This is a genomic window from Lichenicoccus sp., assembly GCF_965277665.1.
Classification (GTDB): Bacteria; Pseudomonadota; Alphaproteobacteria; order Acetobacterales; family Acetobacteraceae; genus Lichenicoccus.
Map to the genome: position 1 here is coordinate 1,461,567 of NZ_OZ255835.1, position 17,651 is coordinate 1,479,217.

14 protein-coding genes, 1 tRNA gene and 1 pseudogene are annotated in these 17,651 nt (G+C 66.6%); 10 read left to right on the forward strand and 6 right to left on the reverse strand.

All coding sequences use genetic code 11. The features are described 5' to 3' along the window. Entirely contained in the window at positions 1-2,475 is a 2,475-nt protein-coding gene (locus ACQY4O_RS06615) for a TonB-dependent receptor (protein WP_428375409.1), read from the forward strand. Between the two features lie 283 nt (positions 2,476-2,758). Here ACQY4O_RS06615 and ACQY4O_RS06620 read toward each other — a convergent pair whose 3' ends face one another. The 3 genes from ACQY4O_RS06620 to ACQY4O_RS06630 form a co-directional block, all read right to left on the reverse strand. Then, complete coding sequence (locus ACQY4O_RS06620) at positions 2,759-4,477, reverse strand: methyl-accepting chemotaxis protein (RefSeq protein ID WP_428375410.1); 1,719 nt, start codon at positions 4,475-4,477, stop codon at positions 2,759-2,761. 758 nt (positions 4,478-5,235) lie between these two features. Further along, a tRNA-Glu gene (locus ACQY4O_RS06625) sits at positions 5,236-5,311 on the reverse strand. Between the two features lie 68 nt (positions 5,312-5,379). Then, positions 5,380-5,691, reverse strand: a complete 312-nt coding sequence (locus ACQY4O_RS06630; protein ID WP_428375411.1) for a hypothetical protein — start codon at positions 5,689-5,691, stop codon at positions 5,380-5,382. A 66-nt stretch (positions 5,692-5,757) separates the two neighbouring features. On the opposite strand from ACQY4O_RS06630, the gene ACQY4O_RS06635 reads away from it, so the two are divergent. Both ACQY4O_RS06635 and rpoH read left to right on the forward strand, forming a co-directional pair. After that, on the forward strand, positions 5,758-6,756 hold the full coding sequence (locus tag ACQY4O_RS06635) for an RluA family pseudouridine synthase (protein WP_428375412.1): 999 nt from the start codon (positions 5,758-5,760) through the stop codon (positions 6,754-6,756). A 227-nt stretch (positions 6,757-6,983) separates the two neighbouring features. Beyond that, positions 6,984-7,871 (forward strand): RNA polymerase sigma factor RpoH, encoded by an 888-nt coding sequence (rpoH, locus tag ACQY4O_RS06640; protein WP_428375413.1) that lies wholly within the window; start codon positions 6,984-6,986, stop codon positions 7,869-7,871. 83 nt (positions 7,872-7,954) lie between these two features. Here the strand turns inward: rpoH and ACQY4O_RS06645 are convergent, their stop codons facing one another. Continuing rightward, positions 7,955-8,410 (reverse strand): hypothetical protein, encoded by a 456-nt coding sequence (locus ACQY4O_RS06645; protein WP_428375414.1) that lies wholly within the window; start codon positions 8,408-8,410, stop codon positions 7,955-7,957. A 98-nt stretch (positions 8,411-8,508) separates the two neighbouring features. Beyond that, a complete protein-coding gene (locus tag ACQY4O_RS06650; protein WP_428375415.1) occupies positions 8,509-10,509 on the reverse strand; it encodes a hypothetical protein in 2,001 nt (666 codons plus the stop codon). Between the two features lie 255 nt (positions 10,510-10,764). On the opposite strand from ACQY4O_RS06650, the pseudogene ACQY4O_RS06655 reads away from it, so the two are divergent. From ACQY4O_RS06655 to ACQY4O_RS06665, 3 genes and pseudogenes are all read left to right on the forward strand, one after another. After that, positions 10,765-10,884, forward strand: a pseudogene (locus ACQY4O_RS06655) (helix-turn-helix domain-containing protein); the annotation flags it as partial. A 51-nt stretch (positions 10,885-10,935) separates the two neighbouring features. Further along, positions 10,936-11,484, forward strand: a complete 549-nt coding sequence (locus ACQY4O_RS06660) for an IclR family transcriptional regulator (RefSeq protein ID WP_428378124.1) — start codon at positions 10,936-10,938, stop codon at positions 11,482-11,484. Then, entirely contained in the window at positions 11,466-12,299 is an 834-nt protein-coding gene (locus ACQY4O_RS06665) for a PQQ-dependent sugar dehydrogenase (protein WP_428375416.1), read from the forward strand. Before ACQY4O_RS06660 ends, ACQY4O_RS06665 begins: the two co-directional genes overlap by 19 nt. 145 nt (positions 12,300-12,444) lie before the next feature. On the opposite strand, the gene ACQY4O_RS06670 is transcribed toward ACQY4O_RS06665, so the two are convergent. Beyond that, the gene (locus tag ACQY4O_RS06670) at positions 12,445-13,170 is read right to left on the reverse strand and encodes a DeoR/GlpR family DNA-binding transcription regulator (RefSeq protein ID WP_428375417.1); all 726 of its coding nucleotides are present in this window, start codon (positions 13,168-13,170) and stop codon (positions 12,445-12,447) included. A gap of 132 nt (positions 13,171-13,302) precedes the next feature. Here ACQY4O_RS06670 and deoC point away from each other — a divergent pair, with 132 nt between their 5' ends. From deoC to ACQY4O_RS06690, 4 genes are all read left to right on the forward strand, one after another. Then, positions 13,303-13,992: a deoxyribose-phosphate aldolase gene (gene deoC, locus ACQY4O_RS06675; protein ID WP_428375418.1), complete on the forward strand. Its 690-nt coding sequence runs from the start codon at positions 13,303-13,305 to the stop codon at positions 13,990-13,992. A gap of 86 nt (positions 13,993-14,078) precedes the next feature. Then, positions 14,079-15,143: an autoinducer 2 ABC transporter substrate-binding protein gene (locus tag ACQY4O_RS06680; protein ID WP_428375419.1), complete on the forward strand. Its 1,065-nt coding sequence runs from the start codon at positions 14,079-14,081 to the stop codon at positions 15,141-15,143. Between the two features lie 20 nt (positions 15,144-15,163). Then, a complete protein-coding gene (locus tag ACQY4O_RS06685) occupies positions 15,164-16,663 on the forward strand; it encodes a sugar ABC transporter ATP-binding protein (protein ID WP_428375420.1) in 1,500 nt (499 codons plus the stop codon). Continuing rightward, a complete protein-coding gene (locus tag ACQY4O_RS06690) occupies positions 16,660-17,649 on the forward strand; it encodes an ABC transporter permease (RefSeq protein ID WP_428375421.1) in 990 nt (329 codons plus the stop codon). Before ACQY4O_RS06685 ends, ACQY4O_RS06690 begins: the two co-directional genes overlap by 4 nt. The last annotated feature ends 2 nt before the right edge of the window (positions 17,650-17,651 follow it).

Genomic DNA, 17,651 nt, shown 5'->3' on the forward strand with positions numbered 1-17,651 from the left:
ATGCGCAGAACGGCTCTCCTGGCGGCCACCGCCCTGATCTCCTGCCTGTTGCCGGTGCTGTCGCATGCCCAGCCGCCGCCGGCCAACGGCCCTGCCGCGGCCCCGGGCGGCAACGCGGTCGGTTCCGGCACCGACGGCACCGCGGAGCCTGCCAAGAAGTACCAGGAGAACATCGTGGTGACGCGGCGCCGGCTGCTGTCCAGGCAGCGCAACGTCACCTCTGCCGCCTTCGAACTCGACCAGAAGCAGGTGCAGGCGCCGGGGCCGTCCGGCTCGATCCAGAGCGTGCTCAAGCAGCTGCCCTCGGTGAACTCGTATCAGTCCGGGTTCGGACAGAGCTTCGCCGAGCTGTCGATCCGCGGCGTGCGCCAGGGCGAGCTGGCCAGCGACCTCGACGGCATCCCGTTCAACGACCTGATATCGGGGGGCACCGGATCGTTCCTGACCAACAATGTCGGCGCGCCGATCACCCTGAACGAGACCGGCAACATCAATGTCTATCCGGGCGTGGCCGCCCCCGACGTGCAGGGCATCGACGCGCTCGGCGGCACCATCGACTACCGCACCAAGCGGCCGACCGACACCGCCTATGTCGATCTGACCGGCGGCATCGGCAGCTTCGGCTACGACACATATGGCTTCGAGGCCAACACCGGCAGCATCGCGTCCATGGGCGGCCTCAAGGCGCTGCTGCAATACAACCAGAGCGAGACGTCGGGCTTCATCGAGAACACGAATGGCCGGTTCCGCAACATGCTGTTCTCGGCGGACAAGCCGTACGATAACGGGTTGTCGGGCCTGAGTGCGACCGTGATCTACAACAACGACTTCTCCTACGTGCAGTCGGAGACGGTTCCGACCAGCCTGCTGGCCGGCAACCTGTTCTACAACTTCCCGAAGAACGAGGAATACACGCGGGAGTCGAATAACTATCTCACGGTGATTCTCGGCGACCAGACCTACATCTCGCAGCATCTGCTCGCCGCGATCAAGGCGTTCTACATCTCCCAGGAGAGCGAGTTCGACTCCTATACCAACCCGAACGTGCTCGGGCCCAGCGAGCCCTACATCCCCAACTTCCAGAACACCGACACGATCTACGGTCCGATCGGACCCTCCTCCGGCACGATCTTCACCCAGCCCGGCCGGTTCACCTACAATCCCCTGACATTCGGCAGCTATGCCGCCGGGCAGGCCTACGAGAACAACCCGACCAACACCGACGAGATCGGCATCGCGCCGAAGATCAACATCTTCCTGCCGCACAACAACATCACGATCGGCGGCATCATCGCCAAGGAGTGGTACTCGTCCGAGGTCTATGTCTATGGCCGACCCAACATGCCGGAAACCAACGGCTACAACTCATTCTGCTGGGACAATGGCGGCACCGACAATTTCTGTGCCGGCAGCACCCGCACCGTCTTCACCGGCTACCTGCAGGACCGGATCGACCTGCTCGACAACAAGCTCCATATCGAGCCGGCGCTGCGCCTCGAGGGTATCGACACCGTGGTCAGCCACAACTGGAACTATGGCGGGGCCGCGGGCTACCGGCTGCAGAACTACTACCGCCGCGCCCTGCCCTATCTCGGCGTCAGCTACGACCTGCCCGATCATCTCGTGGCGTATGCCAGCACCGGCCGCAGCACGCTGTATCCGCCGGCAACCGACTACGCGATCAGCGGTGGCGCGGCCGGGATTGCCAACGCCACCTACGCGCCCAAGCCGGTCACCGTGCACTCGTACCAGGCCGGCCTGCGCTACGACACCCCCGACCTATACATGAACGTGGACTACTACTATCAGAAGGAGAGCGCGGCACTCGGCTTCTACACCAACTTCGTCGACAATGTCAGCGAGTACGGCAATTACGGCACGGAGGAATTCAAAGGATTCGAAGCCAACATCGACTGGCGCATCAACGCCCAAGTCACGATGTTTGCCACCGGCTCATACAACATCTCGAAATACCTCGAGAGCTACGCGGCCTTCACCTCGCAGTTCGAAGACCAGTTCGGCTACGCCTTCAAGGGCGATCCACTGGCCAACGCGCCGAACTGGCTCGCGACCACCGGCGTCGACTATACGCCCAAGAACGTGCTCTCCCGCGGCGACAGCATCGACCTGCGCTTGTGGATGCAGTACACCGGCGAGCAGAATACCCTCTACGACCTGCCGCCGAACGAGCCGAACCCGATCCTGGACGTGGCGACCGTCACCAGCCGCAGCTTCAAGCTCGGCGCCTTTGCGACGTTCAACCTGGATGCCAAATACCGGCTGCCGATCCACCACAGCTACATCAAGAACCTGCTGTTCGATCTCAACATCCAGAACATCTTCAACCAGCACTACTACACTTATCTGTACGGCCAGTTCAACGACACCGCCGGTCAGTTCCACAATCCGTTCTACTACACCGCCTATCCCGGCATGCCGCTCGCGGCGTCGTTTCAGGTTACGGCGAGGTTCTGAGTGGCGTGACGGTTCGTGCTCGTTCCGGCGTCGGGAGCGGGTGAGGCCCTGTCGTCCGGGACGATCCCATACTGGGTGGCCGGGACTGGCCCTGCTTCCCGCGCGTCCGAGGGAGGCGGTGGCGCGCCGACGCCTTGCTGCATCTGCATGGTGGTCCCGCGGGGTGGTCAGAGCGCCAGATCCCGCACCGTAGAGACAGCCTGCTCCCCGCACAGAGACGGCCGGAAGACACGATCAAGTCTCTTCAGACAACCTGTCAGAGGCGGCTAGCTATGAACTCCGCTCAGGCTGCCCTGATGTCGGTGACGAAACAGCCGACCTCGCTTGAGAGACCCTCAGCCTGCCTGGATAAATCACCGGCAGCGTCAAGCACCTGGGCGGCGGCGGTTCCGGTCTCGTTGGCGGCTTTACTGACACCGGCAATACTGCTGGTAACGGTTCGTGTGCTGGCCGCAGTCTGCTGGACGTTGCGGGCAATCTCGGCGGTTGCCGCTCCCTGCTCCTCTACCGCTGCGGCAATCATAGTCGCAATCGCTCCAATCTCCTCAATCACCACCGAGATACCCCGGATTGCCGCGACCGCTTCGGCCGTCGCATTCTGCACCTCAGCGATCTGTTTGCCGATGTCGTCGGTCGCCTTCGCGGTCTGTTGCGCGAGGCTCTTTACCTCGGAGGCAACCACGGCAAACCCTTTACCGGCATCGCCCGCACGCGCGGCCTCAATGGTGGCGTTGAGTGCGAGCAGGTTGGTCTGGCCAGCAATATTGGTGATGAGGTTGACCACGTCGCCGATTTTTTGGGCGCCGTCGGCCAGGGCGCGGACGACGATGTCGGTCCGGCGCACGTCAGCCACTGCCTTCTCGCTGACCCGGGCTGATTGCGTGACTTGGCGGGATATCTCTGTAATTGAAGACGAAAGCTGCTCCGCTGCGGCAGCGACCGTCTGCACACCGACGCTCGCCACTTCGGCAGCCGAGGCGACGACAGATGCCTGCTGGTTGGTCTGGACGGCGGTGGTGGACATCGTCTGGGCGGTGGCTTCCATCTCGGTAGAGGCGGCGGCCAACATGCCCACCATCTGACCGACCTTGCTCTCAAAGCCGCTCACTAAAGCCTCGACACGGATGACGCGCTGGGCCTTGCCGCTTTGTTCGGCTTCTTGATCGGCTGCCAGACGGGCTCCTGCAATCATGTTGTCCTTGAAGACCTTTACAGCGCTGGCCATGCTGCCAATCTCGTCACCCCGCCCAACACATGGGATGGCCGTCGTCATCTCCTTGTTCGCCAGACTGCGCATTGCCTCAGTCATGGCGACAAGCGGCCGCGATATATGCCGGATAAGTGCGAAGGCTGTCAGACTGCTGAGCATAAGCACGAGCACGATAGCACCGGCAATCAGCCACCAGGTGCTGACATAGAGAGCACGAGCTTCATTGGCCGCGGTCAAGCCAGCATTTAGACTGTATTCCAGGTCCCAATCGGAAAAGTCCGAGAGCTTGTAGAATTCCCTTTCTGACTTACCTGTCACAACGTCCAGCGCGGCGGCATCCTGCTTCGTATCCTTGAGCCTCTCGGATTCCGCGAGTGCGGACTGAAAGTCCTTCCAGCTTGGGTCGAATACGGCGGTGAAGCGCTGACGCTCCGCGCCGGCGTCGATGAGCCGGTCATACTTCTGGCGTGCCCGGTTGGCCTGATCCACGCTGGCTTGTAGCCTCGTCATGGCCTCTTTGGCATCCGCAGTGCCCGGTTGCGCCAATAAGTAGCGGAGTTGCAGTCGCCGAGCATTGCCTACTGCGAGCCCCAACTGTGCCGATTGCTCTTCGCTGGGCAGGTAGTTGGAACTGACGTCGGCGCTCTTGGCATCGACAGCGCTCATGCGGTTCATCGCGAGACCGCCCAACAGCAGCGAGAACAAAGTCAAAGCTGCGAAGCCGGCTCCCAGCTTGGCGCCGAGACCGAAGCGAAGACCTGTTGTTTCCGATACCAAGCTCGATGACTGCATCGAAACGAGTCCTCTTGAGAAGGCTATGTCTGCTCGGCGGGAGTTAATTATACGTTAATATTCATCAAGATCATCAGCGCAAGCCCTCCCCATCGTTGAGCAACTGCCGAGCAGGCCCGAGCCAGGCATCGCGGTCTCATGAGTGCTTCGCCGCTTGCCGCTGAGTCGCGGCGAAGACGGGCATGCCATGCCGCCAGCACCTCGCACGACTTGCACATATCGGATTCAGAGAGGCTCCGCCGCTTCGACTGATAGACTCCGAAGCTGCACAATGTCGAGCGTCCGGAGGCCGCCTGGATCAGGCTTGAGGTTCGATGGAACGAGACCCGGGCCGTGCTACGCGTCAGTGCGATGAAGCTTAACGACCGCCGCCATACCGGCCCCTTGTCCATCACTCCCTCCCGGTTGGCGCACTTCAGGCGCTGGCTGAGAGGTGGGCGACCCTTCGACAGAGCTAGTGCTGGCGCCGCGGTGCGCGTGTCCTGGCCTGCTACCACGGGATGCGTAGAAACTAACGCTCCGCCGACACACTGTACTCACTCTGTCCCCTTCGAATGAAGGGCTCAGGAGGATCTACTAAGAGACCGTTTGATAATGCTACTATGCCGGCAATGCGACGCGGCTTTCTGCGCTTCGGGTGCTCATGGCCCAACGGCCACTCGCTCCGGTTCTCGAAAGCCACGCCGGGCGTGCCGCGATGCGGCGCTCTATGCTCGGCATAGCGCATTCTCAAACGGTCTCTAAGCGACTGGTCTCGCTGGCGTCCCGTAGGGGATTCGAACCCCTGTTACCGCCGTGAGAGGGCGGTGTCCTAGGCCTCTAGACGAACAGGACATGGCCGGGCGTGCCAATACGGCAGCGCGCCGGCCGGCGCAAGAGCCCGTTGCGGCGGGAAACCGGGTTCAGCGTTCGAGGTCGGCGCGGGCGACAATCCGCCCGGCCGGCTCGTCCCACACCACGATCCGATCCGGCCTGCCGCCTCCGCTCAGCAACAAGGCAAGAGAGCTGTCCGACTGCCGCACCACGCCCGTGATGCGGGTCCCGGCTGGCTGGTCCAGCGGCACCGTGATCGCCGGCATGCTGGCGCTGGAGGCAATCGGGGCCGCCGGATGCACGAGGCGCTTGATCACGGTGGCGACCAGGATGGCGGTGCCCGCGGCGATCAGCAGTGCCATCGCAATGACCGTGGCGAGCAAGGCCTTCAATCCGCGCATCTGCATCCCTCCCGTCCGATCCGGCTGCGCTGGCAACAGCGGCTCCGGTTCCGCTATGCACCCGGCATGGTGGAGCACTCCGGCGGTCACGTCGTCCCGTTCACCCTGGTCGCGTCGGCGGCGCAGGCGGGCCAGCGTACCGACCGCTTCCTGGCCGACGCCATCGGCACGGCTTCACGCTCGCGGGTCAAGGCCCTGATGCAGGCGGGCAGCGTCCGGCGAAACGGCACCGTCCTGCGCGACGCCGCCGATCCGGTGCGGCCGGGCCAGTGCTACAGCGTGGAATTCCCGCCCGCCGTCGCCGCCCGCCCGCAAGGGGAAGCGATCGCGCTCTCGATCCTGCACGAAGATGACAGCCTCATCGTTCTCGACAAGCCACCCGGGCTGGTCGTCCATCCTGCTCCCGGAAACCAGGCGGGCACGCTCGTCAATGCGTTGATCGGGCATTGCGGCGACGACCTTCCCGGGATCGGCGGCGAGCGACGCCCCGGCATCGTGCACAGGCTGGACAAGGATACCTCGGGCCTCATGGTGGTCGCGAAGACAGAAGCGGCACTGGCCGCGCTGTCGGCCGATTTTGCGGCGCGCCGGATCGAGCGCAGCTATCTGGGCCTGTGCTGGGGCATGCTGACGCCGGCCGCGGGCGCGATCGAAGGCGCGATCGGCCGGGATCCGCGGGATCGCAAGCGCATGGCGGTGGTGGCGCGCGGCGGCAAGCCGGCTTTGACGCACTACCGGACCCTCGAGATCCTGCACGGCGCGGTCAGCCTCGTCGCGTGCCGGCTCGCCACCGGACGCACCCACCAGATCAGGGTGCATCTGTCGCATCAGGGGCACCCGCTACTCGGCGACCCGGTCTATCTGCGCCGGGTGCCGGGACCCGCCCGCCTTCTGGATGATGCCACCAGACGCGCCGCCCTCGACTTCCCGCGCCAGGCGCTGCACGCCCAAAGTCTCGGTTTCACCCATCCGGCCACCGGCGCGTTCATCCGCTTCAGCAGCGAGCCGCCGGCGGATTTCCACGCCCTCAAGGCGCAGATTACGGCGAATTCAGGAAGCGCATAGGGCAATCGGCTTGACCGGACCAATGCGGTCCTGTATGCATTGCACCATTCCGACGAGCGGGCGCCCCGCCGGTCCGGACGTCCTGTGACGTGCTTGCCTCAGCGGGAGCGGTCTCAGGGACGTGAAGTCCTTACCCGCGCCCATGCTGGCTGACTGCGAAACTGGCCGCCCGATGCGCCGTATGGGCATCAACGGTTCGCGTCCAACCAGACGAAAGGAGCCTAACCGTGGCCTCTGCCGTCCTCAACCTGGGTCCCGAGGGGAATCTCTCTCGGTATCTCCAGGATATCCGCAAGTTTCCGATGCTGGCTCCGGAAGAGGAGCTCAGCCTCTCCAAGCGTTGGCGCGACCATGAAGATACCGCCGCCGCGCACAAGCTCGTGACGTCTCATTTGCGCCTCGTTGCCAAGATTGCAATGGGCTATCGCGGATATGGCCTGCCGATCAGTGAACTGATCAGCGAGGGCAATGTCGGCATGATGCAGGCGGTCAAGCGCTTCGATCCGGAGCGCGGCTTCCGCCTCGCGACCTATGCGATGTGGTGGATCCGCGCCGCGATCCAGGAATACATCCTGCATAGCTGGTCTCTCGTAAAAATGGGCACCACGGCCGCTCAGAAGAAGCTGTTCTTCAACCTGCGCCGCCTCAAGGGCCAGATGCAGGCGATCGAGGACGGTGATCTGCGTCCCGAGCAGGTCGGGCAGATCGCCCGTTCGCTCTCGGTGTCCGAGCAGGATGTGGTCAATATGAACCGCCGCCTGGCGGCGCCAGACCACAGCCTGAACGCGCCGGTGCGCGCGGACAGCGAGGGCGAATGGCAGGACTGGCTGGTCGATGAAGGTGACAGCCAGGAGCAGGTGCTCGCCGAGCATGAGGAGTTCTCCGGCCGCAAGGCACTGCTCGGCGAGGCGCTGCGCACCCTGAACGAGCGGGAGCGCCATATCCTGATCGAGCGCCGGCTCAACGAGGAGCCCGCAACCCTCGAGGACCTGTCCCAGGTCTATCACATCTCGCGTGAGCGGGTGCGACAGATCGAAGTCAGGGCCTTCGAGAAGCTGCAGAAGGCGATGAAGGCGCATGTCACCACGCGGCGGATGACCGACCAGGCCGCCTGATCGGGCAGGTACCAGGTCGTTGAAGATGTGAAACAACGCCGCTCCGGCTCCCCGGGGCGGCGTTCTCGTGTTGTCACCAAGCGTCAGCCGTCCGGCAGGCTCCACTCCGTCCGGAGTGCCGCGAGTACTCCCTCCACGGCGCGCTGACGGCGCGCCACGCGCAGGTCGGTGATCCAGCGCGCGGTGACGCACGCCGCCTCGTTCGACAACCAGCCGGTCGCGGCCGCGGTCCAGGCCAGCGGCAGGCTGCCGAGACGCGCCAGCAACTCCACACTCGTCGCGAGGTCGTGCGGGCCAAGCAGGAACAGACGCAAGGTCTCGACCGAGCCGGCGGCCGTGAACAGCGCGACGGTGCGCGTGAGGGGGCGCCCGGGTACGTTCTCGCCGACCAGTGCCAGGATGATCGGCGCTCCCAGGGCCAGCAGCAGCAGCGCCGCCCCTGGCGAGACCGTGAGCAAGACCCCCGCCGCCATGCCTTGCCACCAGCGCCAGCCGGCAACTTTGTGCGGCTGCCTCGCCTGCTTCGCCTTCCGGCTCATCGTCGGCGCTGCCTTCCGGCGCCGCGCGATGCCGCCGCACCGGCTCGGCCGGCCCTGGTGCAGTCGGCCCTGGTGCAGTCGGCGCGATCAGACATCGGTCAGGACAATATCTCGAACAGCAGCATGCCCATGATGCAGACCAGGCCCGCAGCGGCGGCGGTCTCCTGCGCCGTCTTGCGCGACGCGGCCTGCCGCCGCGGTGTGGCCGCCGCCTCGTCGTTGAGGGACTGGCTAAGCAGGATCGCCTGCTGGACGGCGCGCTCGCGCGCCGCGATGTCATGCTCGCGCTCGGCCTGGTCGATCACGAGGTCCAGCATGGCATGCAGGTCGCCCCGAGCGGATGCCGCGCGCAGCAGCAGCATCCTGCGCTCCCGCCGGCTGGTGCCCGGCCAATCCTGCAGCCTCGGCAGGGTGGCAGGCAGCAGGCTCGTTGCCAGTCGCGGCAGCGGGCCGCACCCGGCCTGCCTCTGGCAGCGCGCCAGTGCGACCAGGTCGCGCAGATCCGAACCCGCGTCCGCGAGGCTTCTCGGCTCCGGCACCCCGTCATCGGCCCGTGCGGCCAGGAAGGCGAAGATCTCCGCATCCATCATCGGCCGCGCCGGGCCCGGCGTCGCCGCCGCCGGGCCGGCGACGATGGCCGGGGCGGCCGCCTCCAGCACCAGGATCACGTCAGCCGAAGTGGCGGCAGCGGTCTTGTTGCAGAGCGGTGCGGCACAGGGCAGCAGCGGGTTGAGCAGGTAGAGCGCCAGCAGGCACAGGCCTTCCGCATCGAGCACCTGCGCCTCACGCGCAAGACGCGGCGGGATCGCGGCCAGGAGATGATGCGGCCGGTCCATCTGCAGCGACAGCCAGCGCGGCACGATCTCACGCGTGAGCAGCGCCTCGACGAGCAGGGCGGCCGCTCGCCGGTCGATCAGCGCCGGTTGCGCCAGCATGCCGGCAAGCAGCCCGCCCAGCCCGTCCGGCCAGAGCCAGGTGCCACGCCAGGACAGCGGCGCGTCGGGATCGAGCAGTGCCACGAGCCGCATCATCGCCGTGTCGTCGGTGAACGCGGTGCGCCCCTCCACCGAGCCGTCCAGGCGCCGCAGTTCCTCGATATTGCCGCTCAGGATGGCGTCCTCCGCATGCCGCCTCAGCCACTGCTCGAGCAGGCCCTGCCTGAGCAGGTTGAGCGCCGCCGCCGGCTGCTCCGCACAGGCCAGCGCCAGGCTGCGGCAGTTCCAGACGGTGCGGTCCTGGACGACGATCGGCCGGCTCGCGCGCAGCATGGTGCGCCGGATGACCCGGCGTTCGTGGATGCCGTCCAGGCTGGTCAGCGAGGCTGCCGTCGGCCGAGCCGCCGGCTGCTCGGCCAGCATGGCGCGCAGGATCTCCTGGAACCCCTGCGGCAGGCGCGCATCCTCGACCAGCGCCGCATAGCTGCCCAGTTCCAGCTTGCGTCGCAGCACATCCTGCCCGGACAGCCCCGCAAGCGGCATGCGTTGTCGCCACAGTGCGAGCAGCAACACCCCGAGGGCATAGACATCATCGGCGCAGGTGCCGTGCCCGCGCGCATTGGCGGCGCAGACCGAACTTTCCGGCGCCTCGCAGGCGGACGGCTGATGCATCGCCGGCGGCGACGCCCAGCCCGGACCGAGGAGGATGGGCCGGCCGGCCGGAGCCAGGAAGACGTTGTCCGGCCTGATGGCGCGGTGCGTCAGCCCGGCCGCATGCAATCGATCGAGCGCCGCCGCCGCCGGGCGCAGGACATGCGTCAGCAGGGCGTTGCCGGTCCAGGGTGACACCAGCGAGGTGAGCGCGGCACCCTGCGGCATGGTCGTGATGATCCAGGTGTCGCTCCCGAGGCTGCCATGCGCGATCGGCGACAAGAGGCTCTCGTGGCGCACCGGCATGGTACTGGCGAGCCGGGCGCGACATGGCGCGCCGCGCTGCACCTGCAGCGCGATGACGTCGGCGATGAGGCCGCGGCGATCTTCGGCGCCGAAGGCCGGAACGCCACCGAGCAGACCGCTCGGCCGGCCTGGCAGCACCGCGAACCGGCCGTCGATCAGGCCCGGCGCAGGCGGCGTGGGGGCGGCAGTTTGTCCAGCCTTGACCACTCGAACCTCGCCTGCAGCCTCACCTCCGCGGCCACAAGACTGCACCGCAGGCGTTAAGATTTCCTTGCCGCGTGCTTCGCGGAGAACGCGGCCCGCAACGCCCGCATGGGCGTCCGAACGGCGAGATTTCGAGCCGAGGCGGCTTGAGACCCAGGCACGCCGGCTGCAGCGTTTCCAGGCTACGAACGATGGTTCCGCCTAAAGAACGGCGTCACCGGTGACGTTCAGGGTCAGAAGGCCCCTGCTGTCGCCCGCGCGGTATCGATGCTCGATCTGCTGGCCCGCGAGCCGGGCCTGGGTTTCACCGCGATCGAGTCCAGGCTCGGACTGCCGAAGAGCTCGACGCACCATCTGATCGCCACGCTGTGTGACCTCGGCCTGCTCAAGGCCAGCCCCGACGGCGGCTACGCGATCGGCCTCCGGCTGATCGAACTCGCAGGCCGCGCCTCGCATCATCGCGGCCTCGAGCGGGAGGCGGTGCCGCTGCTGCGATCCCTCGCACGCGAGGTGCGGCTGACCTGTCATCTCGGCATCCTCGATGGCACCGAGGCGGTCTATCTCGCCCGCGTCCCGTTCGACTCCGACATCGTCGTGAAGTCGTGGGTCGGCAAGCGGTTCCCGCTGCACAGCTCGGCTCTCGGCAAGGTCCTCCTCGCGTGGCTGCCGGACCCCGAGCTCGACGAGATGATCAAACTCATCGCGTTCGAGGCGCGCATGCCGAATACCATCACCGACGCGGCGATCTTCCGCGACCATCTCGGACTGGTCAGGAAGCGCGGCTGGGCCACCGACGACGAAAAGCAGGCCCCCGACCTGCGCTGCATCTCGGCTCCGGTGCGCGACCAGAACAACAACGTCGCGGCGGCGGTCAGTGCCGTCGGTACCACGACCCAGATCGGCAGCCGCAAGCCGGCTTCAAGGACCCGAACGGGGTGTGCTTTGCCAAGGACGGCACGATGTTCGTCGTGGAGCTGAACCGGGTCATGCGGTTCGATTCCGTGGACGGCGCCGATGCGCAGGAGCACGACGTGGTGCCGGAGGGCCAGCACATCCCGCCCGGCGAGGCGAAGTTCAACCACGGTGCGCGTGTCTGCCGCGTCGGCCCCGACAACAAGCTCTATATCGCAACCGCCGAGCCGATCAATATCATGCCGAAGGAGAAGTACGACCTCTACGACAAGTCCGGCATGGGTGCCATCAACCGCATCAACTTCGACGGCACCGGTCGTGAGGTCTATGCGCACGGACTTCGCAATTCTCTCGGACTGGACTTCAACCCGGTCGACAGGACGCTCTGGTTCACCGACAACCAGGTCGATGGCATGGGCGACGACATCCCGCCCGGGGAGCTCAACCGCGCCACCAGGGCCGAGCAGAATTTCGGCTATCCCCGGTTCGGTGGCGGCCACATCCGCACCGAACTGTGGAAGGACACGACGCCGCCGGCCGACATCGTCTTCCCCGAGATCGAGACGGTGGCGCACGCGGCCGATCTCGGCATGTCGTTCTACACCGGAACGATGTTCCCCAGGGAGTATCGCGGCGGCATCTTCAGCGCCCAGCACGGGTCATGGAACCGCACGGTGCCGATCGGTGCCCGTGTCATGTTCACCAAGCTGAAGCCTGACGGGACCGCAGCCCATATGACCGTCTTCGCCTCCGGCTGGCTCACGCCCGACCACACCTACCAGGGGCGGCCCGTCGACGTGCAGCAGATGAAGGACGGGTCGCTGCTGGTCTCCGACGACTATGGCGGCGCCGTGTATCGCATCACCTATGATGGCAAGTGAGACCAGACCCGATGCAGAAACGCCGGCTCGTCCGGGCAGACGCTCGCCACCGAGGGTTCCGTCGCGAACGACGGCGTGTTCTTCGGTGACGGCGACATCGACAGCAACACGGTCTGCCCGAAGAGAGACTGACATAGCGAAACCGCTAGTCCCGCTGCGGCAAAACTCCATGCTCGGTCATGATCTGCCCGAACGCGCCGGCGGCGGCGAAGTGCACCGGCTTCACCTGCCCCAGCTTGCTGCTGTCGAGCACCAGGACGCTGTGCTGCGCCTGCCCGATCACCGCACGCTTCACCGGCGCTTCGTTGAAGTTCGAACAGGTGGCGCCGTGCCGGGCATCGAGGCCGCCCGCCGAGAGGAATGCCTTGTTGATGCCAATCCGGTGCAAGCCGCGCAGGGCATCATCCGAGGTGAACGTGGCCGATGACGCGTGGAACAGGCCGCCGAGCAGGTAGAGACGGGCCCCGGCGACCTGCGCGGCCAGTGCCGCGATGTTCAGCGCGTAGCAGACGATGGTGAGATCGAGATCCCTGGGCAGCGCCGCCACCAGATGCGGCATCGTGGTCCCGCAATCGATGAACAGCGTGTCGCCCCGCCCCACCAGGCGCGCCGCCCGCTCGGCGGCCAGGCGCTTCGCCGGCGCATGGCTGTCGGTCTCGTCCTCAAGTCGGTAGCGCGAGCGCGCGGCGGCGGAGGACGCAATCACGTGGCCGCCGAGCAATTCGACCGCAGCTCCGGCCCCGGCCCCTGCTCCTGCCCCTGCCAGGTCCCGACGCAACGTCATCGCGGAGACGCCGAGCCGGTGCGCCGCCTCGGCGAGACGCACCGATCCCCGCTCGCCGACCAGCGCGCTCAAATCATCGAGCCGCATTTGACGACGCCCCGAGCCGATGCCATCTGCCAACCCCCGCCGCCTTCCCGCACTTGCCAATGTTAGATTTCTACCATATGTGACGATCCTAACAAGCCGAAGACACGGCGATGCGGCCGGGAGACGCAGACGATGGCGCAGAGCTTCGATCCGAAGAGCCTCGCGAGCCTGATCGACCATACGATCCTCAAGCCGGACGCGACCACGGCGCAGGTGACGACCGCTTGCGAGCAGGCGCTCCGGCACGGCTTCAAGTCGGTCTGCGTGAACCCGGTGCAGGTGAGAACGGTCGCCGGCCTGCTGGCAGGCAGCGACGTGCGCGCCTGCTCGGTGATCGGCTTCCCGCTCGGCGCCGGCACCAGCCGGATCAAGGCAGCCGAGGCGGCGGCGGCGGTCGCGGATGGTGCCGCCGAGATCGACATGGTGATCGATATCGGCGCGCTGAAGGACGGCCGCACCGATGCGGTCGGCGCCGACATTGCCGCCGTTCGCGACGCCTGCCGCGGCGCCGTGCTCAAGGTGATCATCGAGGCCTGCCTGCTCACCGACGACGAGAAGCGCACCGCCTGCCGGCTCGCCAAGGCAGCGGGGGCCGACTTCGTCAAGACCTCGACCGGCTTCTCGACCGGAGGTGCGACACGCGCCGACGTGGCGCTGATGCGCGCCGAGGTGGGACCCGATATGGGGGTCAAGGCGTCGGGCGGCATACGCACGCTGGAGGTGGCGCGTGCCATGATCGAAGCCGGCGCCACGCGTCTGGGAACCAGTTCCGGCATCGCGATCATCGGCGAGGCACCCGCCGGCGACGCCTCCGGCCCCTGACGACGCCGGCCGCCGAAGCGGGCACCCGTCCACATCCGGCGCGGACACAGAAGCCGCGCCAAAGCAAAGCAACCCGGAGACGTTCCATGACCGAGTTCAGCCGCCGCCACTTCTCCTCCCTGGCCGCGGCGGCGCTCGCCGCCGGCTGGGTCGTGCCGCGCACCGCCCGGGCCGACACCCCCGCCGTCGCGACCGTCGGCGTGCCGAAGACGATCACCGCCAAAGCGACGAAGAAATACTCGATCGCGACCGTGGTCAAAGTCGACGGCATCGCCTGGTTCGACCGCATGCGCGTCGGCGTCAAGCAGTTCGGTGCGCAGCAGGGGCACGACACCTGGATGGTCGGGCCGAGCCAGGCCGACGCCGCCGCCCAGGTGCAGATCGTCGAGACGCTGATCGGCCAAGGTGTCGATGCCATCTGCATCGTGCCGTTCTCGGTGGAGGCGGTCGAGCCGGTGCTGCAGAAGGCGCGTGACCGCGGTATCGTGGTGATCTCGCACGAGGCGTCGAACCTGCAGGCGACCGACTACGACGTCGAGGCGTTCGACAACCACGCCTACGGCGCCAAGCTGATGCAGGTGCTGGCCAGGCAGATGGGCGAACAGGGCAAGTATATCGCAACCGTCGGCAGCCTGACCTCGCAGTCGCAGAACGAGTGGATCGATGGCGGCGTCGCCTACCAGCAGCAGCACTACCCGAAGATGCAGCAGGTGACGAAGCGCATCGAGACGTATGACGACGCCACCACCGACTACAACAAGCTCAAGGAAATCCTGACCACCTATCCCGACCTGACCGGCATCCTGGGCGCGCCGATGCCGACCTCGGCCGGCGCCGGTCGCCTGATTGCCGAGCGCGGCCTGAAGGGGAAGCTCTTCTTCTCGGGCACTGGGCTGGTCTCGGTGGCGGGGCAATATCTCAAGGACGGCGACATCGAATACATCCAGTTCTGGGACCCGGCGGTGGCCGGCTACGCCATGAACATCCTCGCCGTGCTGGCGCTCAGCAAGCAGCCGATCAAGGCCGGCCTGAATATCGGGCTCACCGGCTATACCGATCTCAAGGCGAACGACCCGCAGCGGGCCAACGTGCTGTTCGGCCAAGGCTGGGTCGGCGTCACCAAGGCGAACATGGGCCAGTACAACTTCTAGTCCTGGCCTGCGGCTTTCCGATGCCCCCGCCGCTGCTCGCGCTGCGTGGCGTCAGCAAGAGCTTTGCCGGCGTGCAGGCCCTGCGCCACGTGTCGCTCGCGATCGCGCCCGGCGAGATCCACTGTCTTGCCGGCGAGAACGGGTCCGGCAAGTCGACGCTGATCAAGATCATGTCGGGCGTGAACCAGCCGGACGCGGGCAAGATCGAGATCGACGGCAGGATCATGGCCGGGCTCACGCCGCGCGAGGCGATCGCGCACGGCGTGCAGGTGATCTACCAGGATTTCTCGCTGTTCGGGAACCTCACCGTTGCCGAGAACCTCGCACTCGGCAGCGAACTTCGCGATCGCCGGCGCATCATTAACTGGCGGCGCATGCGCGAGCACGCCCGCACCGCCGCCAGCCGCCTGGGGGTGGCACTCGATCTCGAGGCCGGCGTCGACACCCTGCCGACCTCCGGGCGACAACTGGTGGCGATCGCGCGCGCCCTGATGGCCGATCCGCGCCTGCTGATCATGGACGAGCCGACCACGGCGCTGACCGGCCGCGAGGTCGAGCGGCTGTTCACGGTGGTGCGCGACATCCAGGCGCGTGGCATCGCGGTGCTGTTCGTCAGCCACAAGATGCGCGAGATGCTCGATATCAGCGAGCGGCTCACCGTCATACGCAACGGCGAGGTGGTCACCGCGGGCCCGATCGCGGACTATGACGAAGCCGTCATCACGCGCGCGATGACCGGCTCCGACATCGCCGAGGAGCCGTATCGATGGGACCGCGGAACCACCGGGGGCACGCCCGTGCTCGCCGTGGCGCATCTCACCGTCGAGGGCGAGCTCGAGGATGTCAGCCTCGACATCATGCCGGGCGAGATTGTCGGCGTCGCCGGGCTGCTCGGCTCCGGACGCACCGAACTCGCACTCGCCTTGTTCGGCATGCGCCCGACCTATCGCGGCAGCATCAGCCTGCATGGCCGGGCGACGCGGCTCGCGAACCCGCAGCAGGCGATCGCGAGGGGCATCGCCTACGTCCCGGAGGACCGCCTCACCGAGGGGCTGTTCATGCCTGCCAGCATCGACCGCAACCTGCTGGCGAGCTCGTTCGCAGCCCTCAGCCGCTACGGGCTGATACGCCGCCGACGCGCCGCCGACGCGGCGGCCGGCATGCTGCGCGAGATGGCAATCGCCACGCCCACGGGCGCGCGTCCGGTGATGCAGCTCTCCGGCGGCAACCAGCAGCGCGTGGTGATCGGGCGCTGGCTGCTGCGCCACCCGTCCCTGCTGATCCTGAACGGACCCACCGTTGGCGTCGATGTCGGCTCCAAGGCCAGCATCCACCGCAAGATACGCGACCTTGCAGGCGAGCGCGGCCTGGCCGTGCTGATGATCTCGGACGACATCCCCGAACTCGTGGCAACCTGCAACCGCATCGCGGTGATGCATCGCGGACGGCTGGTCGACATGCTCGCCGCGGCTGACACCAGCGAGGCCGCGCTCGCCGACCGGCTCGGGGCGCTGACGTGAAGGCGTTGGCGCAGCGGGCCGTGCGAATACCCGAACTCGGTGTCGGCATCGTGCTGGTGGTCGCCATGCTGGTCATCGGCAGCGTCAATCCCGCCTTCTGGGACGCGGCCAACCTGTTCAGCCTGCTGCGCGCCAACGTCATCACCGGCATCCTCGCACTTGGCGTGCTGATGGTGATGCTGTCCGGCGGCATCGACGTCTCGTTTCCGGCTTTTGCCATCGCGTCGATGTATCTGACCATCAAGGGCATGGTGACGCTCGGCTATGACGGCGTCGCACTCCCGTTCATCGCCGCCACCCTGATCGGGCTGCTGCTCGGGCTGGTGAATGCCTTCTTCGTGCACGCGCTGCGCATGATCCCGCTGATCGTCACACTCGGCACCGGAACCGCGGTGCGCGGCCTGCTGCTCGGCGCGGTCGGCGCCAGCCAGATCAATATCGACCGCATGCCACCGCACCTGATCGCATTCGCCCGCACCGACCTGCTGCAGGTGACCAGCGGCGGCCAGCATTTCGGCCTGTCGGCGATGATCCTGGTCTATGCGGTCATCGCGGTCGGTGTGCATCTGCTGCTGCGCCACACGCTGCTTGGACGCAGCATCTATGCGCTCGGCGGCGGCGAGGAGGCGGCGCGCCGGATCGGCTTTTCGGTTCGCAACACGCGCATGCTGATCTACGGGCTTGCCGGCGCGCTCGCGGGCTTCACCGGGCTGCTGCACGGCTCGATGATCTGGATCGCCAACCCGCACGACATGGTCGGCATGGAGCTCGACGTCATCGCCGCGGTGGTGCTCGGCGGCGCCAGCATCTTCGGCGGCCGTGGCAGCGTGCTCGGCACCGTGCTCGGCGTGTTCACGCTGGTGATGGTCACCAACAGCCTGATCATCATGCATATCGACACGACATGGCAGCGCGTCGTGGTCGGCCTGATCGTGATCGCGGCGACCGCCGCGAGCTCCTGGCGCGACCGCAAGCGTCTCGGCTGAGG